Here is a 26,031-nt window from a genome sequence, read left to right as displayed (position 1 = left end):
TGTATGACATGATGGGTCGTGCCATCGAAACACGTAAGGTTAACGCCGACGCTATCGAAAGTACCGAAGTAGGAGCGAACTATCCTGCGGGTGTATACAATGTGATTTTAACCCAAGGAACTAATGTGAAAACACTTCGCGTGGTGAAACGTTAAATCTAAAGATTACATTCATAAATTAGGCCGCTCAATGAGCGGCCTTTTTTATGATAAGTAAAGTCTAAAACATGTAGCTTTATTCTTTGATTAAGCGTTGTGAAGACATTAACTACAGGTCACTGGATTTCAAATTTTAAAGGTTTCAGTTTTTTGAAAATAACTAAAAAATAGAGAATTATACTCAAAAAAAAAGACTACGTTAAGTAGTCTTTGTCATTTATATACTAATTCTTTTTATTTATTTATTTATTTTCTTAAGATTTCTTTTTAAGAAAAAGAACATAAATGTAATGATTAGTAGCGCTAAAATATATATTTGACCATTGATGGGGGCAGGTCCAGGGTCACCATTCTCCAAGCCACCATCTCCATCATCTCCAGGAATAGTATCGGCAAATGCGATCATTGTATTAAATAAGACTATACCTAAAACGGTTAAATAAACTAACTTATTTTTCATCTTTTCAGATTTTTATGGCACAAAGATAGAATCATTTTTTAAAAAAACATCTAAAATAGTTAAAATAATCGTTTAAAATGGACTAAGTAGCGATTAACGTAATCCTTAACTTATTCTGATTCTGAGGTAAAAAACAATTTCACACTAGGATATTTACTTTGCGTCATTTGTATGGTAAAATCAGAATCGGCTAAAAACACCAACTGTCCGTATTTGTCATGGGCTAGAAACTTTTGTTTGATACGTTTGAACTCGGCAAATTCCTCATTTTTAGCATCATCTGGTTTTACCCAACACGCTTTATGAACTGGAAAGTTCTCGTAGGAACATTTGGCTCCGTATTCATGTTCTAGACGGTATTGAATAACTTCATACTGTAAAGCGCCAACCGTTCCAATAACTTTACGGTTGTTCATTTCCAAGGTAAACAATTGCGCTACCCCTTCGTCCATCAATTGATCAATCCCTTTCTCCAATTGTTTCGCTTTCATAGGGTCGGCATTATTGATGTATCGAAAATGTTCGGGTGAAAAACTTGGAATTCCTTTGAAATTCATCATTTCACCCTCTGTCAACGTGTCGCCAATCTTGAAGTTCCCGGTGTCATGTAAGCCCACGATATCCCCTGGATAGGAGATGTCTACAATTTCTTTTCGTTCAGCAAAAAAAGCATTTGGACTCGAAAATTTCAATGTTTTTTGCAACCGAACATGGGTGTAAGGTTTGTTACGTTCAAAGGTGCCCGATACAATTTTGACAAACGCCAATCGGTCTCGGTGCTTTGGATCCATATTGGCATGGATTTTAAACACAAACCCCGATAACTTTTCTTCATCAGGCTTCACCAAACGCGTATCAGAATCTTTGGGACGAGGACTCGGTGCGATTTCAATAAAACAGTCCAACAATTCACGGACTCCAAAGTTATTTAACGCCGATCCAAAGAAAACGGGTTGTAAATTCCCTTCCAGATAGGCATTTCGATCAAATTCGGGGTAGACTTCCTGAATCAATTCCAATTCGTCGCGTAATTTAGCAGCCGCTTTTTCACCAACCACCTGATCGAGTTCGTTGCTTTTTATATCCTTTATTTCGATAACATCTTCAATATTTTTGCGACTATCACCACTGAAAAGATTGATATTCTTTTCCCATAAATTGTAAATCCCTTGAAAATCATAACCCATACCAATGGGAAAACTCATTGGGGTAACTTGTAGTCCGAGTTTTTTCTCTACTTCATCCATCAAATCAAAGGCATCTTTACCTTCACGATCCAATTTATTGATGAACACTAAAATCGGGATTTTACGCATACGACATACGGAAACCAGTTTTTCTGTTTGTTCCTCAACCCCTTTCGCCACATCAATCACTACAATCACACTATCAACAGCAGTTAGCGTTCGATAGGTGTCCTCTGCAAAATCTTTGTGTCCGGGGGTGTCAAGTATGTTGATTTTTTTATCCTTATAGTTAAAAGCTAAAACCGAAGTAGCCACAGATATTCCTCTTTGGCGCTCAATTTCCATAAAGTCACTGGTAGCCCCCTTTTTTATTTTATTGCTTTTCACTGCACCAGCCTCTTGAATTGCTCCTCCAAAAAGTAAAAGTTTTTCGGTTAGGGTTGTTTTCCCTGCATCAGGGTGAGAAATAATCCCAAACGTACGTCTTCGTGCAATTTCCTGTGTAAAATTCATAACTTCAAAATTGGCAGCAAAAATAGTGTTTCTTTGCCAAAACCTTATGCAATCCAAGCGGAAAAACACCCTAGCAATAGTGTTAATAAATTTTTGTTAATAGTAGGGTACAACCTTGTGTAATAGTGCTGTTTTGTTACTTTTGTTAATTCATATTTACGCTCTTAAGCGCTTACGAAAAAATAATAATTTCTATGATGCGAATGAAAATAAGCTCTTTACTATTGGTGTTTTTTGCCGTATTATCGGTACATGCTCAGCAACAAATTACAACCAAAGAAGTTCTTTTTACCATTAATGATCAACCGTATTACACCGACGAATTCATACGTGTTTACCTCAAGAATTTGGATTTGGTAAAAGATGAGTCTCAAAAAGATTTGAATCAATACTTGGACTTATACATTGGATATAAGTTGAAAGTGAATAAGGCATTTAAATTGGGATTGCAGCAAGGAAGTGCGTATCAAAACGAATTAAAATCATACCGCACACAACTTTCGAAGACCTATTTGATGGATTCAAAAGTTACCCAAGCACTTATGGATGAAGGGTATGAGCGCTTGCAAAAAGAAGTAAATGCTTCTCATATTTTATTGATGGTAGATGAAAATGCGCCCCCTGCCGATACACTAGCTGCCTATCAAAAAGCGATGGCTATTCGCGATCGTATTGTGAAAGGAGGGGAAGATTTCGGTGCGGTTGCTGAAGAAACTTCTCAAGACCCATCTGCTAAAGAAAACAAAGGAAATTTAGGTTATTTCACCGCTTTTCGTATGGTTTATGCCTTTGAAAACGGAGCTTACAAAACACCTGTGGGTAAAGTTTCTATGCCTGTGCGCTCTCGTTTTGGTTACCATGTGATCAAAGTCAACGAGATTCGAAATAATCGTGGCGAAATTGCGGTTTCCCATATCATGGTGCTCAAACCGAAAGAGGGCGAAGATCCGTTAAAAGCCAAAACCAAAATCGATGAGATTTACCAAAAAATACAACAAGGTGAAAGTTTTGAGGAGTTGGCCAAACAATTATCCGAAGACAAATCATCTTCTACCAAAGGCGGTCTGTTGAATAAATTTGCTTCGGGTCAGTTGAGTTCCGAAGTTTTTGAAAATGAAGCATTTGCTTTGAGTAAGGAAAAGCCGTTGTCCAAGCCATTTGAAACGGCATATGGTTGGCATATCGTTAAATTTAACGAAAAGTATCCGTTGCGCAGTAAGGATGAAATGAAAGCCGAGTTGGAAACAAAAATAGCGCGTGATGATCGCTCGCGTAAAATTAGCGACGCCTTGGCGGTAAAATTACGTCAAAAGTACCCGATGAAGCGGGATGATAAATTGTATAAAGAATTGGTCAAAACCCTTGATGATACTTTTTATAAAGGGGAGTGGAAAATGCCTGCCGATTTGACCAAATATCAAGGTGCGCTTTTTACTGTGGGGACAAAAGCAATTACTGGGGGCAACTTTTTGGACTACCTCTACACACAACAAAAAAATGCCGCTGGGTTGAAACCTGTGGCCAAGTTGGCGGACTTTTATTTCGATCGTTTTGCCGATGAACAAAGGGCTACATACAACAATGAGAATTTGGAAAACGACCATCCCGAATTTGCAGCTATCATGAACGAATACCGTGAAGGATTGCTTTTGTTTGATTTGATGGAAAAAGAAATTTGGCAACGGTCAAAAACAGATACGGTGGGACTAACCGCTTTTTATGAAAATAGTAAGCAGAAATACGTTTGGAAAATGCGTTACGATGCGGAAGTATTTTCTTCAACACAACCCGATTTAATGAAAAAAGTCATGGGAATGTTGAAAAAAGGAGCCACTGCACAAGCTATTAAGGATAAGTTTAATACGGCCGACAAGTTAAATGTAATGATGTATGATGGGATTTATGAAGAAGGAGTGGATGCGCTTCCTAAAAACGTGAGTCCCGACTTAAAAGTAACCGATGTCTCTCAAAAAGGGGAGTATTATTATGTGGTCCGCATACGAAAAGTCATTCCCGCAGGGATCAAGTCGTTGGAAGAATGTAAAGGCCGTGTGACCAATGAATATCAACAATACCTCGAACAAAATTGGATTAATGAACTGAAGAAAGAGTTTACCATCAAGGTGAATAATGACGTTTTTGAACGGATAAAACAACAAATTAAGAAATAAACATCCATGAATAGTACTTTTTCCTTCTTTCGAATCCTCAGTATTTACCTTTTTTCAGTAGTGGCTGTGTCTGCTCAGGAAATTATACCCGAAAAACAGCCTGAAAAACCCGTTGAAAATCAGTTTCGAAAAAAACGTATCGATGGTATTGTAGCCACAGTGGGTGATTATAATATTTTGGATTCTGAAATTGATAAAACGTATCTTGAAATTGAAAGCCAAGGGCAATCCACCAAAGACATTACCCGCTGTCAGATTCTCGGGAAATTGATGGAGGAAAAATTGTATGCCCATCAAGCAATTCAAGATTCTATTCAGGTCAAAGATGAGGATGTCAAAGAACGCATGAACCAACAGATAGATTACATGGTTGAACAGTTAAAATCCATGGATGCGGTGGTCAAATATTTTAAGAAAGATAACGAAGATGAATTCCGTACCGAGCTGTTTGACATTCTCAAGCAGCAACAGTTGGCTTCTGAAATGACCAAAAAAATTGTAAGTGCTGTTGAAATTACGCCAGAAGAAACCCGCACTTTTTTCAAAAGTCTTTCCAAAGATGATCTGCCTCTCATTGGTGCTGAAGTTGAAGTTGCTCGAATCGTTATCAATCCCAAAGTGAGTGATGAAGAAAAGAAAGTGGTTATTGATCGCTTGAAGGAAATTAAAAAAGAAGTCCTCAACGGAGCAAGTTTTACTACCAAAGCTGTTTTGTATACCGAAGACCCTGGCTCACGTTCGACAGGTGGCTATTACAAGATGAATAAAAAGACCCCTTTTGTCAAAGAGTTTAAAGATGTAGCCTTCTCGCTTCAGGAAGGAGAAATTTCAGAGCCTTTCGAAACCGAATTTGGATACCATATCATTTATTTGGAAAAAATTCGCGGTCAAGATTTAGAGATTCGTCATATTTTATTAAAACCCAAAGTAACGGGTGCTTCACTCAAAGAAGCGCGTGAAAAGGCGGAGTTAGTGCGCAAGCGTATCGCCGACAAAGAACTGACTTTTGAGGAAGCGGCCCGTAAGTTTTCGGATGAAAAAGAAACGCGCGCCAACGGAGGTGTTTTAATCAACCCGAAAACGCAGGATACCCATTTTGAATTGACCAAAATGGATCCCGAAATGTACGGACAAGTGTCCAATTTGAAGGGGGGCGAAATGACACAAGTATTATTTGACGATGACGGACGCAACGGAAAGCGTTACATCATCATGTCAGTTACTTCCAAAATGGAGGAGCATTTGGCTGATTTTAGTAAGGATTACACAAAAATTCGTGAGCTTGCGCTGAAAGAAAAGCAATTAAAAGCAATCGCCAAGTGGTTTGATGAAAAAATCAAAGAAACATATATCAAAATCAATGCGGAATACCGCGACTGTAAATTCACCAACAACTGGTTAAAACAATAATTTAAACGCATTCCTATGTCAGACGTAACGGCTATTCAAAATCTTGTCGAAAAACGGAATCAGTTAAAAACCGAAATTGGAAAAGCGATTGTCGGCCAAGATGCTGTGGTGGATCAAATTTTACTTAGTATCTTTTCAGGGGGACATGCATTACTCGTTGGGGTTCCAGGTTTGGCCAAAACATTAATGGTGAATACTATCGCTCAGGCTTTAGGCTTGCATTTCAAGCGGATACAGTTTACCCCCGATTTGATGCCTTCTGATATTTTGGGAAGTGAAATTTTGGATGAAAACCGACAATTTAAGTTTATCAAAGGCCCTGTTTTTTCCAATATTATTTTGGCGGATGAAATTAACCGAACGCCACCCAAAACACAAGCGGCACTTTTAGAAGCGATGCAAGAACGCGCAGTAACGATTGCGGGTCATAACTATAAATTGGATTTACCTTATTTTGTCTTGGCTACCCAAAATCCTATTGAGCAAGAAGGAACCTATCCTTTGCCAGAGGCGCAATTGGACCGATTTATGTTTGCGATTAAACTTGAATATCCCACTTTTGAGGAAGAAGTTCAAGTCGTAAAGTCCACCACCAACGACCAAAAGCCCGAAATCAATGCCTTATTTACCGCTCAAGAGATTATTGATTTTCAGCAATTAATTCGCCGTATTCCTGTGGCGGATAATGTGATTGAATATGCTGTGAGCTTGGTCAATAAAACCCGTCCCGGTGGCGCTATGGCCGACGCCTATGTGAAGAATTATTTGGATTGGGGGGCAGGTCCTCGGGCGTCACAAAATTTAATCTTAGCAGCCAAAGCCCATGCCGCGTTTCAAGGAAAATTTTCGCCCGATCGTGAAAATGTTCAAGCGGTAGCTGAAGGTATTTTACGTCACCGTATTATCAAGAATTATAAAGCCGATGCGGAGGGAATCACTGAAGAAATGATTATTCAAAAGCTTTTGTAATGGGACGTAAGTTCGTTGCATGGCTTCCAGAATTGCTCCTTTTTGGAGTGGCTCTTTTTTGGTTTCTAGAGCATTACTTGGGTTCTGGAACCATCCATTACCCCGCCTTGCTTTTCGGACTTTTTATATGCATCAGTATTTTTTGGAAACAACGTATTCTGCAATTGCTTCTAGCGGGTAGCGCTCTTATATTCTCGGGGTATTATGGGTATGTTTTCTTTCAAATTTGGACCCAACGTTCCGAGGGACAAGGCATGAATTCAATGCTTTATTTTATACTTATTCTTGTATTAACCACCTTATTTTCGGGTCTTTTCTTAGTGTTTAAAGCCCTAAAAAAGTAAATGGATTTCTAGGGTTTCTTCTATAGTTTGTTATTTTTAGTTAAAAAAATCAACTTATTTTAATTTTTCTTTCAATTATTTCCTTTTTAATAAAAATCATATAGCAATACTATGGTTTTTACAAATTATTTCTTCTGATAAAGATATTTGATTAAAAATTTTTTAAAGAATATCGATTTCGTAAATTTGCGTTGCAAACAAATAAACCTTTATCTATGGCTTTTGATATTGAAATGATTAAAAAGGTGTACGCCAATATGCCACAACGTGTCGATAAAGCACGTGAATTGGTGGGTCGTCCGCTGACACTTTCAGAAAAGATTTTATATGCTCACTTATGGGAAGGCACACCCTCACAATCTTTTTCAAGAGGAAAAGATTATGTTGATTTCGCACCAGACCGTGTCGCATGTCAAGATGCAACGGCACAAATGGCCTTGTTGCAATTCATGCACGCTGGGAAATCAAAAGTAGCCGTTCCTACAACCGTTCACTGTGACCACTTGATTCAAGCCAAAGTAGGTGCAAAAACCGATTTAGCGGTGGCCAATTCACAGTCGAAAGAAGTTTTTGATTTTTTATCCTCAGTTTCAAATAAATACGGTATCGGATTCTGGAAGCCCGGTTCGGGAATTATTCATCAAATCGTTTTAGAAAATTATGCTTTTCCAGGCGGTATGATGATTGGTACGGATTCGCATACGGTAAATGCTGGAGGTCTAGGCATGCTAGCTATTGGTGTTGGAGGTGCAGATGCCGTTGACGTAATGTCTGGTATGTCTTGGGAATTGAAGTTCCCCAAACTGATTGGGGTGAAACTAACCGGTAAATTAAACAGTTGGACAGCTCCGAAAGATGTAATTTTAAAGGTAGCTGATATTCTGACTGTAAAAGGAGGAACAGGCGCTATTGTGGAATACTTCGGGGAAGGAGCTATAGCCATGTCTTGTACAGGTAAAGGAACCATTTGTAACATGGGTGCCGAAATCGGAGCAACTACTTCAACGTTTGGGTATGATGATTCAATGCGTCGTTACTTAATTGCTACAGGGCGTCAAGATGTTGTTGATGCAGCCGATCAAGTGGCCTCGTATTTGACAGCCGATCCAGAAGTATATGCAAATCCTGAAACGTATTTCGACCAATTGATTGAAATCAATCTTTCAGAATTGGAGCCACATATCAACGGACCCTTTACACCCGATCGCGGAACACCTGTTTCTAAAATGAAAGATGAGGCGGCTAAAAATGGCTGGCCATTGAAAGTAGAGTGGGGGTTAATTGGATCTTGTACGAACTCTTCTTACGAAGATATGTCACGTGCCGTTTCTATTGTTGAACAAGCTGTGGCGAATAATATTACCCCAAAAGCCGAGTTTGGTATTAATCCAGGTTCTGAGCAGATTCGTTACACCATCGAGCGTGATGGTATTTTGGCTGCTTTTGAAAAAATGGGAACCAAAGTATTTACCAATGCCTGTGGACCTTGTATTGGTCAGTGGGATCGTGAAGGTGCTGATAAAGGCGAGAAAAATACAATTGTGCATTCGTTCAACCGTAACTTTTCGAAACGCGCCGATGGAAATCCCAACACCCATGCTTTCGTAACCTCTCCTGAGATGGTTGCGGCTTTGGCGATTTCAGGGCGTTTGGACTTTAATCCGATTACCGATACGCTATTGAATGATAATGGAGAAGCGATTAAATTAAATCCACCAGTTGGTGATGAATTACCCAATCGTGGTTTTGATGTAGGGGATGCAGGATACCAAGCGCCTGCTGCTGATGGGAGTGTTGTTGAAGTGGTGGTTTCGCCCACATCAGAGCGTTTACAATTGTTGGATCCCTTTAGTCCTTGGAACGGACAAAACATTACAGGCGCTAAGTTGTTGATCAAAGCCTTTGGAAAATGTACCACCGACCACATTTCGATGGCAGGTCCATGGTTGCGTTTCCGTGGTCACTTGGATAATATCTCCAATAATATGTTGATTGGTGCTGAAAATGCTTTCAATGGTAAAGCAAATTCAGTGAAAAATCAGTTGACAGGAGCCTTCGATGAAGTGCCAAAAGTACAACGTGCTTACAAAGCTGCGGGTGTTCCATCGATTGTAGTAGGAGACCAAAACTATGGAGAGGGATCATCGCGTGAACATGCAGCTATGGAACCAAGACACTTAGGCGTTTCTGCTGTTTTGGTAAAATCATTTGCGCGTATTCACGAAACCAATCTTAAAAAGCAAGGAATGTTGGCACTAACGTTTGCTAATGAAGCCGATTACGATAAAATCCAAGAAGACGATACGTTCAACTTTGTGGACTTGACAGCATTCGCGCCAGGGAAACCCTTAACAATTGAAGTGGTTCACACCGATGGCTCTAAAGAGACTATTTTGGCGAATCACAGTTACAATGAGGGTCAAATCGAATGGTTTAAAGCGGGCTCTGCCTTGAATCTTATTGCTGCCGCTGGGAGAGTCTAAAGGTTAGTAATATATTTGCAATAAAAAAACGCCCCTTGCACAAGGGGCGTTTTTCGTAATAACCTAAAACAAAATATAATATGAGCATTATTCTTCAATGGCAATAGCACTTTGTGCTGTACTCGTGGGGAGTTCGGGACGAACGGGTCTGTAAACCTCGGTGATTCCGTTGCTCCGCACTACGGTATCATAATAAAACTCTACAGCGGTCAACCGATCGATTTCTTTGATGATACAACTCCCCGATACTTTAGCACCCTCTACCTCTAGTGTAATCCAAGCGCCAGAAATGGGTTTGTTTTGGGTAAAGTATTGAAACATCGCTTTGGAAATGGATTACATCAAATCTGCTCAAGCATGAAATATACGTACAATTATAGTATGACAACTTTGGTAACAAACGATATATTCCATACCATTTTTGCCATAAGCATAAGGTTTAATTCTATTCCATTGTGCAAAACTTTGTCTCATACTCATCATCTCCATCAGAAGAATGATAATGTATCGCATAGATTCGTAGGTTAAGTTACAATTCGATTTGGGGCTGAATTGTTTGAACTTGTTTACTTTCTTGAAACAAGTGTACGAACAAAATCGATAAAATACAAATAAAATCGATAAAATGCAATTAATAAGCATTATTGTAATAAAAAACTTACTATATAATGTATGGTAATAAAAAAAACTTCTCACTTTGAGTTTAAAATTATACTTAGGCTATTTTTAAACTTTGATACAATCAGTACAATTCAATGATGTAATTTGGCCATTCGATTTTCTCAAAGTGAAACTCGACAGCTGTTAGTTTTCCTTTTTTGGTTACAATACATTTACCTGTAACTTTTGCAAAATCTCCATCGATAGTCACCGTTACGGGACCCTAATCATTATTTCGTAATTCATCCCAATAGTATTGGTATACTTTATTGGCGATATCTTCTTTAATACTTAGTTTGTAATTATACGTGCTTACAATTATGGTCTCTTTGGGAGAGGTGGCAATGAGTTCCATGCCATTGTAACCGAAGCGATACGTTTTGACACATTGTTCTGCAAAAGTGCTTTGTGCTGATACAAAGGAAGCAAACAATAACAGCATTAGAGTGGTGCATTGTTTGATAGTTAAGTAGTTTGGGATATAGCTTGGGGCGAATCTTAAAAATTATTTAAATAAAAAACAATAACACGATGAATAATTGCATTTTCGGATGATTTTATGAAAAAAGTCCGATACTTCTTAAGCACCGGACTTTTTTTCTTGAATTAATAACTATTAATAGTACGTATAGCGTCGTACCTTTGAAATGTATTTTGCCAAGCGTATCACCTGATGACTGTATCCATATTCGTTGTCATACCACACATACAATACTATATTTTTTCCGTCTCCAGAAACAATAGTAGCATTGCTGTCATAAATGGATGGCGCTGAAGTACCTACAATGTCTGAAGAAACCAATTCGTTATTGAGTGAGTATTTTATTTGCTCCACCAATTCACCTTCTAAGGCATATTTTCGCATTATGTTATTGACTTCTTCAACGGTAGTGGTTTTTCCTACTTCCAAATTCAAAACGACCAACGAACCGTTGGGCACGGGAACACGAATTGCATTAGAAGTTAATTTTCCAGCCAAACTTGGTAAGGCTTTAGCTACAGCACTTCCAGCTCCCGTTTCGGTAATTACCATATTGAGAGCCGCTGCTCTACCACGACGGTATTTTTTGTGCATGTTGTCAACCAAATTTTGGTCGTTGGTATAAGCGTGAATCGTTTCCAAATGTCCTTTTACTACACCAAGGGTATCTTCAATAGCTTTTAAAACTGGAGTAATCGCATTGGTAGTACACGAGGCGGCGGAGTAAATTTTAACTTCATCCGGATTGTAATCGTTGTGATTTACACCGTGAACAATATTGGGAACCCCTTTGCCGGGCGCTGTAAGCAATACTTTTTCAACCCCTTTGGAAGTCAAATGCCTTTTTAATGCTTCCTCGGTAGTAAACGCCCCAGTATTATCAATGACTAAAGCCTCTTCAATTCCGTATTGGGTATAGTCAATTTCTTCAGGACCTGCAGCGGTAATGATATGCACCGTTGTTCCATTGATGATAAGAGCATTATTATCGACATCGGCCGAAACAGATCCTTCAAAATCGCCATGTACCGAGTCATAACGCAATAAGGAAGCTCTTTTTTCCAAGGATTGTGCATCGTTGCGGTCACGGGTTACAATGGCGCGTAAACGCAATTGCTCGCCTTTTCCGATTTTACTCATCATTTCACGAGCGAGCAAACGACCAATACGTCCAAAACCATATAATACCACGTCTTTGGGTTTAATTTCCTGTGATTTTTTGGAATCCTTCAAACGATCAATCACAAAAGCACGCGGATCGTGCACCGCATTGGTGTCCATGTGGAATTCGTAAGTAAGTTTTCCAATATCAATGCGAGAGGGCGGTAAATCAAGATTCGACAAGGCTTTGGCTATTTCAACAGTATCAAAAACATTAATCGGCTTTTGAATGAATTCCCCCGCATACTCATGCAAGTTCATTACATCGCTAACATTTCGATTCAACAATGGATTGCGGAAAAAGATCAACTCTATGGATTTATCATACCATAAATCACTCACAATTTTGATGATGTCGATGGCTGCTTTTCTTCGGTCAACTTGAAAAGCAAGTTCCTTTTCGTACTGTTGGTTTGTTGTCATGATTAAAAATTAAGGTGGAGTTGTGTTTTTAAATTTGGTGCAAAAGTAATCAACTATAACGTTTTCGTAAAATTATTTGAAACATTTTTTTCAAAAAAAATAGCCACCCGTAAAGTCGAGTGGCTAGTATTCATTTGTATATTTTGTATTAGATAATGAAGCGCAAAATCTGACCGTTTTTGGTAAGTAAACGAACACTTGCAACCTCTCGGTCATCTTTGTTTCCAAGCATTTTGGAAACCGCTTCCACATCCGCCGCATTGGTGTTGTCAATGCTTAGTATGATGCTCCCCACTAATTCCTCTTTGTAGGGGAGTAATCGCTCATTGGTCACATTTTTAATCCGTACTCCCGATTCAATATTGTATCGTTTTTTGTCGGCTGCCGATAGATTTTCCAATTCTAAGCCTCTAAATTCTGTATTGATTACATCGTTCTTGACTAAGGTCACCGGAATTACTTTCGTTTGCCCTTCACGAATCACCGTCACATTAATTCGGTCGTTGGGACGTTTGGTATTCAAATACCCCGTTAACTCAGGATAGGTAGTTATCTTTTGGTTGTCCAATTTTACAATAACATCTCCTTTTTTGATGCCTGCTTTGGCCGCCCCCGAATTTTCAATCACATTCGTAATGTAATAACCCTCCGTTTGCTTGATGCCCAGTTCTTTAGCACGAACCCCGTTAAGTTCATTTCCTACAGCGCCCAAAACACCGCGTTGTACATTCCCAAATTCCATGATGTCTTCAATGATTTTTCGGGTAATATTGGAAGGTACGGCAAAGGAATATCCCGCATAACTTCCCGTAGGAGACGAAATCATGGTGTTAATGCCTATCAACTCGCCACGCGTATTAACCAACGCACCGCCACTATTTCCCGGATTGACCGCCGCATCCGTTTGGATAAAAGATTGAATGCCATTGGTATCCAAATTACGCGCCTTTGCCGATACAATACCCGCAGTTACCGTTGAGGTTAGATTGTACGGATTACCTACCGCCAACACCCATTCTCCAACACGAACTTGATCAGAATCGGCGAAGGTAGCATAGGGGAGTTTTTCATCGGCGTCAATTTTTAACAAAGCAATATCCATTTTGGAATCGGTTCCAATCAACTTTGCCTTATACACTTTTTTGTTGTTTAAGGTTACTTCAAGTTGATTGGCATCTTTTATCACGTGGTTATTGGTCACAATATAGCCGTCTTGCGAAATAATCACGCCCGAACCAGTTCCGATTTGCTCTTGTTGAATCCCACCGCGCGCGCCATAGAAAAATTCACGAATCGGGTCGTAAACCGAACGAACCGAAACATTTTTCACGTGAACTACAGTGTGTACGGCTTGATCGGCAGCCGCAGTGAAATCAATATTTTCTGCACCCAAGGCCACATTGCGTGCGCTATACTGGGGTGCCATGGTCACAATCGAATTCCCATTACGATTGGATTCAAAAAACAGTTTATACCCTACCAATGTGGTGGCTCCACTAATAAAGGCTATAAATAATAATGCACTATATCGTTTCATGTCTCTAATTTTTATCTACTATTTAACCTCAAAATTATAAAATTATTACCCGGTCGTTTTTCCTTTAACGCTCGTTTAACATTGTTTGGCGTGCCTTTAATATTTGTAACTTTGTACTTTAGGTTCGTTTAAAAATGACTATACCATTCTACAAATACCACGGCACAGGAAACGACTTTGTGATGATCGACAACCGTCAACTCACTTTTCCCAAAAATGATACCAAAACCATCCAGTTTTTATGCGACCGCCGCTTTGGCATTGGTGCTGATGGGTTGATTTTGTTAGAAAATGACAATTTGACCGACTTGTCTGCCGAAAAGGTCGATTTTAAAATGGTGTATTACAATGCCGACGGTCAAGAGAGCAGTATGTGTGGAAATGGTGGACGTTGTTTGACAGCTTTTGCCAAAAAGTTGGGCATTATACAAAATAAAGCTACTTTTTCGGCAGTTGACGGCTTGCATCATGCAACGATTTCCGATTCGGATTTGGTCTCGCTACAAATGATAGATGTAAACGAAATTTCTTTTCAACCGGATTATGTTTTCCTCAACACGGGTTCGCCGCATCATGTAACCTTGGTCGACAATTTGAATCAGCTCGATGTCAAAAAAGAAGGGGCAGCCATTCGGTATTCAAATTTGTACGGACACGCGGGCAGTAATGTCAATTTTGTGCAACCTTTGGGCGATAATCATTTTCGATTGCGAACCTATGAACGGGGAGTAGAAGATGAAACGCTGTCGTGCGGAACGGGCGCTACAGCCGTTGCCATTGCCATGCAGGCGCTAGGGAAAACCGATGCCACTATGATTGATTTAGAGGTAGAAGGAGGGAAGCTACACGTTTCCTTTTCAGTGGTGGATGGAAAATATACCCAGGTGCATTTAATCGGACCTGCAACATTTGTTTTTGAAGGAAAAATAGAACTATGAGGCAAACATTACGTGGTCATTCGGTTTATCTTCGTGCCTTAGAACCTGAGGACTTAGAATTTTTATATGCTATTGAAAATGACGAATCCATTTGGGAAGTAAGTCATACCCTCACGCCTTACAGTCGGTTTTTGATTCGGCAATACCTCGAAAACGCGCATCAAGATATATTTGAAGCCAAACAACTTCGCTTAGCCATTTGTTTACAGGAATCCACCACGGCAATTGGCTTGATTGATCTTTTCGATTTTGACCCAGTTCACCGGCGTGCAGGAATTGGCATCCTCATCAAAAATGAAAATGATCGCGGCAAGGGGATAGGAAAAGAAGCACTTGAGTTGCTTGTCAAGTATGCTTTTCATCACTTACAACTGCATCAAGTCTATGCAAATATTGGCCTAGAAAATGCGGCGAGCATAGCTCTTTTTACTACATTTGGCTTTCAAAAAATTGGCCTAAAAAAAGATTGGATTTATCGAAACGGGCAGTATTTTGACGAAGCACTTTTTCAATTGATTCAAAACAAAAACAACGAACATGTTCGCGAATAAGAAAAAACTACTTTATATCCTTGGGGGGTTGGCTTTGCTTTTTGGAATTGCGGGTTACCTGCGTTTTTTTGCGTCCAACACTACCTTTAATGAAAATGAAAAATGGGTTACTATTCCCACGGGGTCAACCTTTGAAGATGTCAAAAAAATAATGGCGCCCTACATCAACGGTGTGGGCGGTTTTGAAAATATGGCGGCGCTTCGTCGTTACGATAAAAATGTGAAACCAGGTCGTTTTTTATTGGAGAAAGGAATGGGGAACTTCGGGTTGGTAGCAGCCTTACGTCACAACAGACCTGTAAAGCTAACCTTCAACAACCAAGAGCGTTTAGAGGATTTGTGTGTGCGCTTTAGCCAACAGATTGAACCCGATACGACCCAACTCATGAAAGTGTTTCGGGATAGTCTATTTTTAAAAGAAAATGGTTTTACAAAAGAAAATGTGATTGCGATGTTCATTCCCAATTCGTATGAATTTTATTGGAATGTTTCAGCGGAGAAATTTCGCAATAAAATGCTCCAAGAATACAAGCGTTTTTGGAATGCTGATCGATTGGTTAAGGCTGAAAAACTGGGAATGTCACCCGTAGAAGTGATTACGTTGGCTTCTATTGTACATAAAGAAACCGTCAAAAAAGACGAACGCCCTCGCGTAGCTGGTGCTTATTTAAATCGTTTGGCCCAAGGAGTCTCCCTTCAAGCTGACCCCACGGTGATTTATGCCTTGAAGCTACAGTCGAATGATTTTAATCAAGTGATCAAAAGGGTATTGTATGCCGATTTATCCATAAACTCACCCTACAATACTTATGTTTATGCAGGGTTGCCTCCAGGACCCATTGCCATGCCCGATATCTCTGCCATTGATGCGGTCTTAAATCCAGAAAAACATAATTTTATATTTTTCTGTGCTAGCGTTGATCGTTTTGGGTACCATGAGTTTGCGTCTTCTTATGCCGAACATCAAGTCAATGCAAAACGCTACGCCGACTGGATTAATTCAACGGGTACAACGCGATAACCATGTTTCGGTGGTTGCTTTTATTAGTAGGTATCTTCTATGGGAGTCTGTTTGCACAACAGCAACCGTATTCGTTTCTAAAACCATCAGACACCTTACATATTCCCCGAAGAAATGCCGTTGTACTCTCCACCGCTGGATTGGCGACGACGGCATTGGGCGGTCTTCATCAATTATGGTATAAAGACTATCCCCAATCGCAATTTCATTTTATAAATGACAATAATGAATGGTTGCAAATGGACAAAGCGGGACATGTATTTTCCTGTTACCATTTAAGCAGGTTGGGAGCCGAATCGTTTCGCTGGGCAGGTATGTCGACCAAAAGTCAGTTGCTCTATGGTTCAGCCTCTGCTTTAGCCTTTATGACTGCCGTCGAAGTTTTTGATGGATTTTCGGCCGAATGGGGTGCCTCTTGGGGCGATATCATTGCCAATACTTCTGGGACAGCTTTGTATGTGGGACAAGAATTGCTGTGGAAAGAGCAACGAATTGTGCCCAAATTTTCCTTCCAACAAACCCGTTTTGCACCGCAACGCTCCAATCTTTTAGGGGCAAGTCTTCAAGAACAACTGCTCAAAGATTACAATGGACAAACGTATTGGTTATCGTTTACCTTAGCCGATTTTTTTAAATCCTTAAAAATCCCACCTTGGTTGTGCGTTGCCTTCGGATATGGTGCCGACGGTATGCTTGCAGGACGAAGTGAGTCAGCAGCACTCTTAGGAGGGGAAAATTACACGCGTCAACGACAGTTTTATCTTAGTTTGGATATAAACCTAACGAAAATACGTACAAATAACAGGCTTTTAAAAACCCTTTTTTCTGTTTTTAATGTGGTGAAAATTCCAGCGCCAACCCTTGAATATCAAGCCTCCGGAAAGTGGATTGGACATTGGATTTACTTTTAAGAATTAATTAACTGCCTGATATTCAAGTTTTATATTAAAAAAGGTCGTATATTTGCCCCCGCTAATCAAGTGGTGACAGGACTTGGAAAACACACTTTATGATCAAAAAATGGACGTATTACCTTACCATTTTACTTGTTATCGGATTTATTAGTTCCGCTTTCAAACCACTCGATGTCGAAGCACACGATTGGTTTCACATTAGTGAAGATGAGGAGTTGTTGTATCAATATCCCTCTTTAAACCCCTCAGATTACACCCACAATGCCATTCCTTTTACCGGAAAATATTTTATCGGTTTCCGCGAAGCACTTGCTTTTAAGGAATCGCAAGGCAATTACCGAAAAGTGAACACCAAAGGATTTATGGGGAAGTACCAATTTGGCACACAAACCTTAGCTTCTGTAGGCGTTCATAATCCTTCTGCTTTTATGCGTAGTCCTGAAATGCAGGAAAAAGCTTTTATGGCTTTGTTGAAAAAACACAAATGGATATTACAGTACGATATTAAGCGTTACCGTGGGAAAACTATTGATGGAGTGTATGTTACCGAGTCGGGTATTTTGGCAGCGGCGCATTTGGGAGGACCAGGATCGGTACGCCGTTTCCTAGAGTCGCAAGGAAAACGCAAATGCCATGATGGCTATGGTACTTCGGTGAAGACCTATATGAAACGGTTTGGGGGCTACGAAACCCACCAGATTAAAGCCGAGAAAAATCCGAAAGTAAACTAAAAAGTAAACCTCCTAAGTGAGGTTTTTTTATGCGTTTTTGTGAAGAATAAATAGGGTAGGGCGCTTGTCTAGGTCTACTTTATTCTGTTTCCAATCGGCAATACGGAAGGTTTTGATGTATTCAGTTGGAAGCGTAATATCGGTTGCTACACAGAGTAAGGTGTTGGGATGCAAGGTTTGCATCAAATCTTCCATGAGTTTGTTGTTTCGATACGGCGTTTCGATAAACAATTGCGACTGATTGCGTTCTAATGAAAGACGTTCCCAGTATTTTAGGGTGCCCTTCTTTTCACTTTTATCAATCGGCAAATATCCGTTGAAGGCAAAACTTTGGCCATTCATCCCGCTGGCCATTAACGCCAATAATATCGAGGAGGGCCCCACCAAAGGAATCACTTTAATGCCCAATTGGTGTGCTAATTTCACAATAACCGCTCCCGGATCAGCAACGCCAGGACAGCCGGCTTCACTCATTAAACCTACTGATATTCCCTCCAAACAAGGTTGAATCATACTGCGGTGTTCCTGCACTTCGGTATGTTTGTTTAACGTGCGAAGGTGTAAAGAGGGTTGCGGTTTTTCAGGGGCAATCTTTTTGATAAATCGACGGGCAGTTTTCTCATTTTCAACCACATAATGATCTAAGGTTTCAATAGCCCGTTGTACCGTGAAGGGTAAAACTTCCATGGGGTCGTTATCGCCCAGTGGAATAGGGATGAGGTAAAGCTTGCCTTTAGGATTTGATTCCATCAACTCGATTTTTCCAGTAAACGTTGTGCAATAATATCGGTGGCTTCATCGAGCATTTCATAAACCATATCGAAACCATTTTGCAAACCGTAGTAGGGATCGGGAACATCAACATTATCCCCGGGGAATATGGCGTTAAGAATTAAATCGACTTTTTGTTTGTGGGATTCGTTTTTTGCCAAAGCGATCACATCGTCATAATTGGAATTGTCCATGACGTAGATATAATCAAAGGTGTCGAAGTCACGAGGGGTAAATTGTCGGGCGCGTTGTTGCGCAATGGAAAGGCCGTTTTTCTCTGCTGTTGCGATAGAACGCGCATCCGGTTGACGACCCACATGGTAATTTCCAGTACCGGCCGAGTCTACGAGAAATTTGTCTTGCGGTAATTTAGATGCTAAAAGACCCTCTGCCAATGGAGAACGACAGATGTTTCCTAAGCAAACCATCAAAATTTTTACGGACATGATACTATGATACTAGGCTAAGATTCTCGCACAAAAGTACGAAACCCAACTACAATGACAACTTTTTGTTGATATCTTCCACAAATTTTTTAAACTGTTTATCAGTAGCTACAAGGTTGTCAACTGTTTTGCAGGCATGTAAAACTGTAGCGTGATCGCGATCTCCAATTTGAGCCCCAATATTGGCTAAAGAAGCCTTTGTGAATTTTTTAGCAAAAAACATAGCCAATTGACGCGCTTGTACCACATGACGTTTACGCGTTTTGGATTGTAAAGTGTCTATGTCAAGTTGGAAATAATCGGAAACCACTTTTTGGATGTAGTCGATAGAAATCTCACGTTTCACATTTTTCACGAACTTTTCTACAATGCTCTTCGTCAAATCGAGGGTAACCTCTTTTTTGTTGAAAGACGATTGAGCAATGAGTGAAATGATAGCTCCTTCCAATTCACGCACGTTGGATTTAATATTTTGGGCAACATATTCCACGATTTCATTAGGCATTTCTACGCCGTCTCGGAACAAAATGTTGCGTAAAATCGATACGCGTGTTTCATAATCGGGTTGGTGTAGCTCTGCGGAGAGTCCCCACTTGAAGCGCGACAACAAACGTTGCTCAATGTCTTGCATGTCTACAGGCGCTTTGTCCGAGGTCAAAATTACTTGCTTGCCATTTTGGTGCAAGTAGTTGAAAATATGGAAGAACACATCTTGCGTTCCTGATTTACCCGATAAAAACTGAACATCATCAATGATCAAAACATCAATCAATTGATAAAAATGGATAAAATCGTTGCGGTTGTTCTTTTTTACTGAATCAATATATTGTTGGGTGAACACTTCGGCAGAAATGTATAACACTGTTTTTTCAGGATATTTATCTTTAATTTCTACCCCAATCGCATGTGCCAAGTGGGTTTTTCCCAAACCAACACCTCCAAAAATCAATAAGGGATTAAACGAGGTTCCCCCGGGTTTGTTAGCAACTGCCAAACCAGCCGAGCGCGCCAAACGGTTGGAATCGCCCTCCAAAAAGTTGTCAAAACTGTAATTCGGATTTAATTGCGACTCGATTTTGACGTTGCGAATTCCTGGAATGATAAATGGATTTTTGAGTTCGGGATTCAAGTTCTTATAGGGAGCGTCCACATTCTGCGATTTGATCGGGCTGCGGTGAGCGCTGGGCAACTGTTCCGTAAATGGCTGTTTGTTGCCGTACGTGTTTTCCATCTTAATTTTATACAGTAACTTTGCGTTTTTCCCAAGCTCGCGAGTAAGGGCAACTTTTAACAGTTTTACATAGTGTTCCTCAAGCCATTCGTAAAAGAATTTACTGGGAACTTGAATGTACAACGCATTATCAGTAAGTTCAACGGATTTAATCGGTTCAAACCAAGTTTTGTAAGCTTGATCTTGAATATTGTCCTTGATAAAAGAAAGACAATTTTCCCATACTGTTTGCGCAGTTTTACTCATAAATCTGTTAAAATTAATACTTTAATGTAAGGGTTCTATTGCTGAGGAAAAGTAGGGGAATACCCCCTGATTTTGGGTTAACAAATATGTGAACAATTTTGGTTAAAAAAAAATTAAAGACTATTGATTTTTTGAAAAAATTGTTGTAATGAAAACGAAAATCATAGATTAACAGCACAAATGTATAGATGAAATTAAACGAAATACAAATTCGCGTTCGCTACAGCGAAACCGATCAAATGGGCGTGGTATATCATGGGAGTTATGTCCCTTATTTTGAAATTGGACGCGTGGAATGGCTTAGAAATCAAGGGATTTCTTATAAAGCACTGGAAGAGAGCGGTGTGGCGCTGCCCATTGTTTCCATGCATATCAATTATAAAAAACCTGCCCGCTACGACGATCTTCTCACAGTCAGTACGCGATTACGGCAATATAAAGGGGTAAAGATTGAATTTGACTGCGAAATCCGCAGTGAATCTGATGAGTTATTAACAACTGCTCACTTTATCCTTGTTTTCGTTGATGTAAAAACAGGGCGTCCCATCGTTCCACCCGCCGAGGTCTTAGCCATTATTGATACCGATTCTTAATCAATCGATTCCCATGTAATTTCGTGCCAAGCGGCAAGAGCTCCCTGCAACTTTTCAGCATTCTTTTTGCGGACAGCCAAGATCATCTCACATCGCATTGTTTGCGACTGATGGAGAACAATTAAATGGTGTTCTTTTACCAAACGCATCACTTTGTTGAGCATGGGGTAATCGAAGCATATTTTATACGAAACATCTATTGTTCGCTCTTCAATTTTTGCCGTTTCCAAGGTGAGTTGCGCTGTCGTGCGATACGCCGCAATGAGTCCCCCAACCCCCAATTTAATACCCCCGTAATATCGAACCACCACTACTAATACGTTGGTGAGATTAAACGACAACAATTGTCCATAAATAGGCATTCCGGCGGAGTTAGAAGGCTCCCCATCGTCGTTGGTGCGATACTGCTTTTTCTCCGCGCCCAATTGATATGCGTAACAAAAATGAACCGCCCCTACATGTTCCTTTCGCAACTGTTCCAAATGTGTTTTAACGACCGCTTCCATAGCCACAGGAAAGGCAAAGCCCAAAAACTTACTCTGTTTTTCTTTAAAAAGAACTGGTGCCGTCGGTGCAGCAATAGTACGATACGTATCCTTCAAGGCACAACTAGTTTAGACTGTAAAAATAAAAAGTTTATTTAAAATATGGGCGTTACCTTCGGCCCGGGCTTTCGGGAGTCGCTGCCCTCGTTCCTCGGGCGAGCTCCAACAATCCCTCAATCCCTAACGCAGGCGATGTGCTAATGTGTCAAGATGTGTCAATGATTGTGTGTAAAAAGTGTAAATTGGGTAAAAAGGCGAATGTAAGTAAAGAGGAAAAGGTGTAGAGGATTAAATATATTTCTCGAGTAAGCACTCGCAGTGTGCATTGGCTCAGAATCTTAGAAGCTCATGAACTTCCCTGATTAGAGTTGACCGTTTTTAAACATTAATTTCATTATTAAAAATAGTAATAGATTTTTAAGTTATCCGATTATAATGTTAAAATTAAAAAAGACAATCATGTTAGCATAAATTAGAAATTTGAGTTCTGTAATACTAATTAAAGATCAGAAGGGTTTACATACACTTTAAGATTTATAGTTTATTTGCTAGAGAAACGACTTTCTTTGTTAAAGAAATGAGGATCTATGGATTAATTTTACAAATCTGGTTTTATAGAGTTTTAATTCTTTATTTTTCATTTCTTTTGGTATTGAAATCTCTCTTTTTATTGAAATTGCTTTAGATTTTTACAGCTATGAATCCTTACTGGTATATTGCAGGAACCCTTTTTTTTACCGTTTATGGGCAAGTTATTTTGAAATGGCGTTTGCAGTCCCAAGCGCTTGAATTACCTCAGTCATTCCAAGAAAAGTTTCTTTTTCTGATCCGTTTATTGTTCGATCCCTTTGTTTTTTCGGGTTTTTTATCGGCGTTTATTGCCTCTCTATTTTGGATGGCAGCTATGACTAAGTTTGAAATCACCAAAGCGTATCCCTTTATGAGTTTGGCTCCGGCAATGGTTTTTATCATGGGCGTTTTATTTTTGGGAGAAACATTTACGATGGGTAAAGTTGTGGGTCTGATTTTAATTATAATTGGTATTTTTGTTACTGTAAAATTTTGATTATGACTAATAACAATCCTCAAATTTCAATAGTTAGTCCTGTTTATAAAGCTGAAAAAATTCTCGAAAAGTTAGTAGAGGAAATCCAGAAAGTGATGGCTCAGATGAATTTAACTTACGAAATCATATTAGTTGATGACAGGAGCCCAGATAATTCTTGGGAAGTAATGATGAAACTTTCTACTCAATTTTCTGAAGTTAAAAGTATTCGATTGAGTCGTAACTTTGGACAGCATCCAGCAATAATGGCTGGACTTTCGTTGGTTAGAGGAGAGTGGGTTGTAGTCATGGATTGTGATTTACAAGACCAGCCTGTAGAAATCAAAAATCTATATTCAAAGGCAATGGAAGGATATGATATTGTTTTGGCTAGAAGAGAAATTAGACGGGATAATTTTTTTAAAAGATTATCTTCAAAGTGTTTTTATATAGTATTCAACTATCTTTCTGGTATAGAGGTAAATAATGAAGTTGCAAATTTTGGGATTTACAATTATAAAGTGATAAAATCGGCGGAAAAGATTAATGACTATATCAAATTTTTCCCTTTGTTTATTAGCTGGGTAGGCTTTAAATCAACTTCAATTGTTGTTTTACATAGTGAAAGGGATAATGGTAAATCTTCATATAGTTTACTTAAGTTAATTTCTTTAGCATTCAACACAATTATCTCTTTTTCTGACAAGCCTTTGAAAATTTTCACAATTTTAGGGTTGTCTATTTCTTCAATTTCTTTTCTATTTGGATGTTATTATTTGGTAAAGGCTATAACGGGACAAATTAGTGCTCCTGGATTTAGTTCTATAATTATTTCTATTTGGCTATTATCGGGAATAATCATTTCAACCATTGGAATTGTAGGAATCTATTTAGGGAAAACTTTCAATCAGGTAAAAAATAGACCAATTTACATTATAGATGAACAAATTGAAAATTAAAAGATTAGATTGGGATAGTGCTTTTTTTGGTTTTGAAGTTGGGGAAGGAGATCATTATTCTGATTATTCTGAAGCCTCAAAATTTGATTTGTTGGTGATCAAACAAAAAAAGGACGAAGACATTTGTCTATTCGATTTTGAAAAAAAATTTCAAGAAACAAAGGTTATTTATGACAAGAAATTAATCTCTCTTGACTTAGATTCTTTTAATGATTCAATCAAAGATTTTGATGAAGAAGTTATTGATAAATCGGAATTCTATTCTTTAGCTTTTGAAAGTGGTCGTTACAGTCGATTTAAGTTAGATCCCAAAATTCCTGATAACAAGTTTAAGCTGTTATACACTAAATGGGTTGATAATAGTGTAGATAAAAAAATTGCAGATAAACTATTTTATACAAGAAACTCTCAAGAAGTTACTGGATTTGTAACTCTAAAAAACAATGATTTTTTTTCTACAATTGGTTTAATTGCTGTGTCTAAAAACTATCAAGGGAAAGGATTGGGAAAGAGACTTTTGTTAAAAGCAGAGCACTATTGCATGACCCAAAATGTATTTAATTTAAAAATCCCTACTCAAAAAGAGAATGTTTTAGCATGTCACTTTTATAAAAAAATGGGATATGAAATTAATCAAGAGGTTATCATTAAACACTATTGGAAAAAGAATTTGTAAGTTTACAAATTGTTATAAATTAAATAAAGTGTATCTATAATGTATACTTTTTTAAACTTTTTTTTACAAAATTTGAAAAGCAATAGTTTTTAATTATGATTCCATTTAACAAACCCTATTTAACGGGAAAAGAAACCCAATATATTCAGGATGCTGTTCAATCTGGAAAAATTTCAGGAAATGGGATTTTTACTCAAAAATGCCATGAATTTTTTGAGCGTACGTATGGGTTTAAAAAGGTATTATTGACAACTTCTTGTACCGATGCCTTGGAAATGTGCGCGCTCTTGGCCGACATTCAACCCGGGGATGAAGTTATTGTACCTAGTTTTACCTTTGTTTCAACGGCTATCGCTTTCGTACGACAAGGAGCGACTATCGTTTTTGCCGATTCGTATTTGGACAATCCCAACATGGATGCGTCGCAATTGGAAGCTTTAATTACGCCAAAAACAAAGGCAATTGTCCCTGTCCATTATACGGGATTAGCATGTGATATGGACGCTATCATGGAATTAGCGAATCGTTATAATTTACTTGTTATTGAGGATGCTGCGCAAGCAATCGACAGTTTTTATACAGGAAAATCGGGTGTAAAACGCGCATTGGGAAGTATAGGGCATTTGGCTGCTTTTTCTTTTCATGAAACCAAAAATATCATCTCGGGAGAAGGCGGAATGCTCACCATTAACGATGAGCGTTTTATCCATCGAGCAGAGATTATTTGGGAAAAAGGAACGAATCGCGCTGAGTTTTTTCGTGGTGAAGTTAACAAATACGGTTGGGTAGATACGGGTTCGTCTTTTTTACCTTCTGAAGTTATTGCCGCTTTTTTGTGGGCGCAAATTGAGAATTTAGCTTTGATTCAACAAAAACGAAAAACATTGTGGGATGCCTATTACCGTGGATTACAATCGGTGCCTTCTGTTACTCTACCCCAATTGCCCGACTACGCAACCAATAATGGCCATATGTTTTATATCGTATTGCCTTCCTTGTCGGCTCGGACACAACTGATTCGTTACCTTCATGAAGCAGGTTATCATGCTGTTTTTCACTATATCTCCCTTCATTCCAGTCCTTTTTACCAGTCCAAACACGACGGGCGTTCCTTGCCGCATTCCGATCATTTTACGGATTGTCTTTTACGCCTCCCCTTGTTTTTTGAGCTTGAAATAGCACAAGTAGAAACTATCGTTCAATTGATTAAAGAATTTGATTCTCTATAAGTTATGAAAAAAAAAGATTGGCTTTGGACTAGTGTGGGTTGGTATTGCAGTTTATTTTGCCAATGCTTTTGTTTTTCCTTTGCTTGGCCCCGATTCGGGCTATTACTTGGCCATGATGCGGGATTTCTATTCAGGAAAATCCTATTTTACAGAAATTGCCACCATTTATAATCCTTTG

26 protein-coding genes are annotated in these 26,031 nt (G+C 39.0%); 16 read left to right on the top strand and 10 right to left on the bottom strand.

Going from position 1 to position 26,031, the window contains the following annotated elements; genetic code table 11:
- The first annotated feature begins 8 nt into the window (after positions 1-8).
- Positions 9-155 (top strand): hypothetical protein, encoded by a 147-nt coding sequence (locus ABWO12_RS03565; RefSeq protein WP_353087284.1) that lies wholly within the window; start codon positions 9-11, stop codon positions 153-155.
- A gap of 241 nt (positions 156-396) precedes the next feature.
- On the opposite strand, the gene ABWO12_RS03560 is transcribed toward ABWO12_RS03565, so the two are convergent.
- Together ABWO12_RS03560 and ABWO12_RS03555 are read right to left on the bottom strand one after the other, a co-directional pair.
- Positions 397-618 (bottom strand): Fjoh_0651 family PID-CTERM protein, encoded by a 222-nt coding sequence (locus ABWO12_RS03560; protein WP_353087283.1) that lies wholly within the window; start codon positions 616-618, stop codon positions 397-399.
- A 110-nt stretch (positions 619-728) separates the two neighbouring features.
- A complete protein-coding gene (locus tag ABWO12_RS03555) occupies positions 729-2,318 on the bottom strand; it encodes a peptide chain release factor 3 (protein WP_353087281.1) in 1,590 nt (529 codons plus the stop codon).
- A 194-nt stretch (positions 2,319-2,512) separates the two neighbouring features.
- Between ABWO12_RS03555 and ABWO12_RS03550 the strand changes: the two genes are divergently transcribed.
- The 5 genes from ABWO12_RS03550 (at position 2,513) to ABWO12_RS03530 (ending at position 9,695) form a co-directional block, all read left to right on the top strand.
- Positions 2,513-4,489 carry a peptidylprolyl isomerase gene (locus ABWO12_RS03550; protein WP_353087279.1) on the top strand — a complete coding sequence of 659 codons (1,977 nt, stop codon included), beginning with the start codon at positions 2,513-2,515 and terminating at the stop codon, positions 4,487-4,489.
- Positions 4,490-4,495: 6 nt separating this feature from the next.
- Positions 4,496-5,899 carry a peptidylprolyl isomerase gene (locus ABWO12_RS03545; protein WP_353087277.1) on the top strand — a complete coding sequence of 468 codons (1,404 nt, stop codon included), beginning with the start codon at positions 4,496-4,498 and terminating at the stop codon, positions 5,897-5,899.
- A 15-nt stretch (positions 5,900-5,914) separates the two neighbouring features.
- Positions 5,915-6,868: an AAA family ATPase gene (locus ABWO12_RS03540; protein WP_353087275.1), complete on the top strand. Its 954-nt coding sequence runs from the start codon at positions 5,915-5,917 to the stop codon at positions 6,866-6,868.
- Positions 6,868-7,212, top strand: a complete 345-nt coding sequence (locus ABWO12_RS03535; RefSeq protein WP_353087274.1) for a hypothetical protein — start codon at positions 6,868-6,870, stop codon at positions 7,210-7,212. The genes ABWO12_RS03540 and ABWO12_RS03535 overlap by 1 nt, the downstream gene beginning before the upstream one ends.
- A 215-nt stretch (positions 7,213-7,427) precedes the next feature.
- Entirely contained in the window at positions 7,428-9,695 is a 2,268-nt protein-coding gene (locus ABWO12_RS03530) for an aconitate hydratase (protein WP_353087272.1), read from the top strand.
- A gap of 87 nt (positions 9,696-9,782) precedes the next feature.
- Here the strand turns inward: ABWO12_RS03530 and ABWO12_RS03525 are convergent, their stop codons facing one another.
- The 4 genes from ABWO12_RS03525 to ABWO12_RS03510 form a co-directional block, all read right to left on the bottom strand.
- The gene (locus ABWO12_RS03525) at positions 9,783-10,016 is read right to left on the bottom strand and encodes a hypothetical protein (protein WP_353087270.1); all 234 of its coding nucleotides are present in this window, start codon (positions 10,014-10,016) and stop codon (positions 9,783-9,785) included.
- Positions 10,017-10,578: 562 nt separating this feature from the next.
- Complete coding sequence (locus tag ABWO12_RS03520) at positions 10,579-10,797, bottom strand: hypothetical protein (RefSeq protein WP_353087269.1); 219 nt, start codon at positions 10,795-10,797, stop codon at positions 10,579-10,581.
- A 174-nt stretch (positions 10,798-10,971) separates the two neighbouring features.
- Complete coding sequence (locus ABWO12_RS03515; protein WP_073363347.1) at positions 10,972-12,420, bottom strand: glyceraldehyde-3-phosphate dehydrogenase; 1,449 nt, start codon at positions 12,418-12,420, stop codon at positions 10,972-10,974.
- Between the two features lie 148 nt (positions 12,421-12,568).
- Complete coding sequence (locus tag ABWO12_RS03510; RefSeq protein ID WP_353087267.1) at positions 12,569-13,957, bottom strand: trypsin-like peptidase domain-containing protein; 1,389 nt, start codon at positions 13,955-13,957, stop codon at positions 12,569-12,571.
- 134 nt (positions 13,958-14,091) lie between these two features.
- On the opposite strand from ABWO12_RS03510, the gene dapF reads away from it, so the two are divergent.
- The 5 genes from dapF (at position 14,092) to ABWO12_RS03485 (ending at position 18,112) form a co-directional block, all read left to right on the top strand.
- The gene (dapF, locus tag ABWO12_RS03505) at positions 14,092-14,895 is read left to right on the top strand and encodes a diaminopimelate epimerase (RefSeq protein ID WP_353087265.1); all 804 of its coding nucleotides are present in this window, start codon (positions 14,092-14,094) and stop codon (positions 14,893-14,895) included.
- Positions 14,892-15,446, top strand: a complete 555-nt coding sequence (locus tag ABWO12_RS03500; protein ID WP_353087264.1) for a GNAT family N-acetyltransferase — start codon at positions 14,892-14,894, stop codon at positions 15,444-15,446. The genes dapF and ABWO12_RS03500 overlap by 4 nt, the downstream gene beginning before the upstream one ends.
- On the top strand, positions 15,433-16,467 hold the full coding sequence (gene mltG / locus ABWO12_RS03495; protein ID WP_353087263.1) for an endolytic transglycosylase MltG: 1,035 nt from the start codon (positions 15,433-15,435) through the stop codon (positions 16,465-16,467). Before ABWO12_RS03500 ends, mltG begins: the two co-directional genes overlap by 14 nt.
- A 2-nt stretch (positions 16,468-16,469) precedes the next feature.
- Positions 16,470-17,378 carry a DUF2279 domain-containing protein gene (locus ABWO12_RS03490; protein ID WP_353087261.1) on the top strand — a complete coding sequence of 303 codons (909 nt, stop codon included), beginning with the start codon at positions 16,470-16,472 and terminating at the stop codon, positions 17,376-17,378.
- Between the two features lie 98 nt (positions 17,379-17,476).
- On the top strand, positions 17,477-18,112 hold the full coding sequence (locus ABWO12_RS03485) for a peptidoglycan-binding protein LysM (RefSeq protein WP_353087259.1): 636 nt from the start codon (positions 17,477-17,479) through the stop codon (positions 18,110-18,112).
- Between the two features lie 27 nt (positions 18,113-18,139).
- Here ABWO12_RS03485 and ABWO12_RS03480 read toward each other — a convergent pair whose 3' ends face one another.
- From ABWO12_RS03480 to dnaA, 3 genes are read right to left on the bottom strand one after another with little or no spacing between them, the layout of a single operon-like run.
- On the bottom strand, positions 18,140-18,862 hold the full coding sequence (locus ABWO12_RS03480) for an SAM-dependent methyltransferase (RefSeq protein WP_353087258.1): 723 nt from the start codon (positions 18,860-18,862) through the stop codon (positions 18,140-18,142).
- Positions 18,862-19,329, bottom strand: a complete 468-nt coding sequence (locus ABWO12_RS03475) for a low molecular weight protein-tyrosine-phosphatase (protein WP_353087256.1) — start codon at positions 19,327-19,329, stop codon at positions 18,862-18,864. The genes ABWO12_RS03480 and ABWO12_RS03475 overlap by 1 nt, the downstream gene beginning before the upstream one ends.
- A gap of 49 nt (positions 19,330-19,378) precedes the next feature.
- Positions 19,379-20,806, bottom strand: coding sequence for a chromosomal replication initiator protein DnaA (gene dnaA / locus ABWO12_RS03470; RefSeq protein WP_353087254.1), 1,428 nt, complete (start codon positions 20,804-20,806; stop codon positions 19,379-19,381).
- Positions 20,807-20,994: 188 nt separating this feature from the next.
- On the opposite strand from dnaA, the gene ABWO12_RS03465 reads away from it, so the two are divergent.
- Positions 20,995-21,399, top strand: a complete 405-nt coding sequence (locus tag ABWO12_RS03465; protein WP_353087253.1) for an acyl-CoA thioesterase — start codon at positions 20,995-20,997, stop codon at positions 21,397-21,399.
- Here the strand turns inward: ABWO12_RS03465 and ABWO12_RS03460 are convergent.
- Complete coding sequence (locus ABWO12_RS03460; RefSeq protein WP_353087251.1) at positions 21,396-22,001, bottom strand: IMPACT family protein; 606 nt, start codon at positions 21,999-22,001, stop codon at positions 21,396-21,398. The two genes, ABWO12_RS03465 and ABWO12_RS03460, sit on opposite strands and share 4 nt — an antisense overlap.
- Positions 22,002-22,713: 712 nt before the next feature.
- On the opposite strand from ABWO12_RS03460, the gene ABWO12_RS03455 reads away from it, so the two are divergent.
- The 4 genes from ABWO12_RS03455 (at position 22,714) to rffA (ending at position 25,853) form a co-directional block, all read left to right on the top strand.
- Complete coding sequence (locus ABWO12_RS03455) at positions 22,714-23,010, top strand: EamA family transporter (protein WP_353087250.1); 297 nt, start codon at positions 22,714-22,716, stop codon at positions 23,008-23,010.
- A gap of 2 nt (positions 23,011-23,012) precedes the next feature.
- Positions 23,013-23,948, top strand: coding sequence for a glycosyltransferase family 2 protein (locus ABWO12_RS03450; protein ID WP_353087248.1), 936 nt, complete (start codon positions 23,013-23,015; stop codon positions 23,946-23,948).
- A complete protein-coding gene (locus ABWO12_RS03445; RefSeq protein WP_353087246.1) occupies positions 23,929-24,624 on the top strand; it encodes a GNAT family N-acetyltransferase in 696 nt (231 codons plus the stop codon). Before ABWO12_RS03450 ends, ABWO12_RS03445 begins: the two co-directional genes overlap by 20 nt.
- A 95-nt stretch (positions 24,625-24,719) precedes the next feature.
- A complete protein-coding gene (gene rffA, locus ABWO12_RS03440; protein WP_353087245.1) occupies positions 24,720-25,853 on the top strand; it encodes a dTDP-4-amino-4,6-dideoxygalactose transaminase in 1,134 nt (377 codons plus the stop codon).
- Positions 25,854-26,031: the final 178 nt, after the last annotated feature.

The sequence above is a fragment of the Flavobacterium sp. genome (assembly GCF_040379285.1).
In the GTDB taxonomy this organism is placed as follows: Bacteria; Bacteroidota; Bacteroidia; order Flavobacteriales; family Flavobacteriaceae; genus Flavobacterium.
This window is presented reverse-complemented; position numbering and strand designations above follow the sequence as displayed.

Bases quoted from the DNA above. Each gene is read 5' to 3' on its own strand.
- ABWO12_RS03565 (WP_353087284.1), top strand. From the start codon at position 9: ATGATGGGTCGTGCCATCGAAACACGTAAGGTTAACGCCGACGCTATC.
- ABWO12_RS03560 (WP_353087283.1), bottom strand. From the start codon at position 618: ATGAAAAATAAGTTAGTTTATTTAACCGTTTTAGGTATAGTCTTATTT.
- ABWO12_RS03555 (WP_353087281.1), bottom strand. From the start codon at position 2,318: ATGAATTTTACACAGGAAATTGCACGAAGACGTACGTTTGGGATTATT.
- ABWO12_RS03550 (WP_353087279.1), top strand. From the start codon at position 2,513: ATGATGCGAATGAAAATAAGCTCTTTACTATTGGTGTTTTTTGCCGTA.
- ABWO12_RS03545 (WP_353087277.1), top strand. From the start codon at position 4,496: ATGAATAGTACTTTTTCCTTCTTTCGAATCCTCAGTATTTACCTTTTT.
- ABWO12_RS03540 (WP_353087275.1), top strand. From the start codon at position 5,915: ATGTCAGACGTAACGGCTATTCAAAATCTTGTCGAAAAACGGAATCAG.
- ABWO12_RS03535 (WP_353087274.1), top strand. From the start codon at position 6,868: ATGGGACGTAAGTTCGTTGCATGGCTTCCAGAATTGCTCCTTTTTGGA.
- ABWO12_RS03530 (WP_353087272.1), top strand. From the start codon at position 7,428: ATGGCTTTTGATATTGAAATGATTAAAAAGGTGTACGCCAATATGCCA.
- ABWO12_RS03525 (WP_353087270.1), bottom strand. From the start codon at position 10,016: ATGTTTCAATACTTTACCCAAAACAAACCCATTTCTGGCGCTTGGATT.
- ABWO12_RS03520 (WP_353087269.1), bottom strand. From the start codon at position 10,797: ATGCTGTTATTGTTTGCTTCCTTTGTATCAGCACAAAGCACTTTTGCA.
- ABWO12_RS03515 (WP_073363347.1), bottom strand. From the start codon at position 12,420: ATGACAACAAACCAACAGTACGAAAAGGAACTTGCTTTTCAAGTTGAC.
- ABWO12_RS03510 (WP_353087267.1), bottom strand. From the start codon at position 13,957: ATGAAACGATATAGTGCATTATTATTTATAGCCTTTATTAGTGGAGCC.
- dapF (WP_353087265.1), top strand. From the start codon at position 14,092: ATGACTATACCATTCTACAAATACCACGGCACAGGAAACGACTTTGTG.
- ABWO12_RS03500 (WP_353087264.1), top strand. From the start codon at position 14,892: ATGAGGCAAACATTACGTGGTCATTCGGTTTATCTTCGTGCCTTAGAA.
- mltG (WP_353087263.1), top strand. From the start codon at position 15,433: ATGTTCGCGAATAAGAAAAAACTACTTTATATCCTTGGGGGGTTGGCT.
- ABWO12_RS03490 (WP_353087261.1), top strand. From the start codon at position 16,470: ATGTTTCGGTGGTTGCTTTTATTAGTAGGTATCTTCTATGGGAGTCTG.
- ABWO12_RS03485 (WP_353087259.1), top strand. From the start codon at position 17,477: ATGATCAAAAAATGGACGTATTACCTTACCATTTTACTTGTTATCGGA.
- ABWO12_RS03480 (WP_353087258.1), bottom strand. From the start codon at position 18,862: ATGGAATCAAATCCTAAAGGCAAGCTTTACCTCATCCCTATTCCACTG.
- ABWO12_RS03475 (WP_353087256.1), bottom strand. From the start codon at position 19,329: ATGTCCGTAAAAATTTTGATGGTTTGCTTAGGAAACATCTGTCGTTCT.
- dnaA (WP_353087254.1), bottom strand. From the start codon at position 20,806: ATGAGTAAAACTGCGCAAACAGTATGGGAAAATTGTCTTTCTTTTATC.
- ABWO12_RS03465 (WP_353087253.1), top strand. From the start codon at position 20,995: ATGAAATTAAACGAAATACAAATTCGCGTTCGCTACAGCGAAACCGAT.
- ABWO12_RS03450 (WP_353087248.1), top strand. From the start codon at position 23,013: ATGACTAATAACAATCCTCAAATTTCAATAGTTAGTCCTGTTTATAAA.
- ABWO12_RS03445 (WP_353087246.1), top strand. From the start codon at position 23,929: ATGAACAAATTGAAAATTAAAAGATTAGATTGGGATAGTGCTTTTTTT.
- rffA (WP_353087245.1), top strand. From the start codon at position 24,720: ATGATTCCATTTAACAAACCCTATTTAACGGGAAAAGAAACCCAATAT.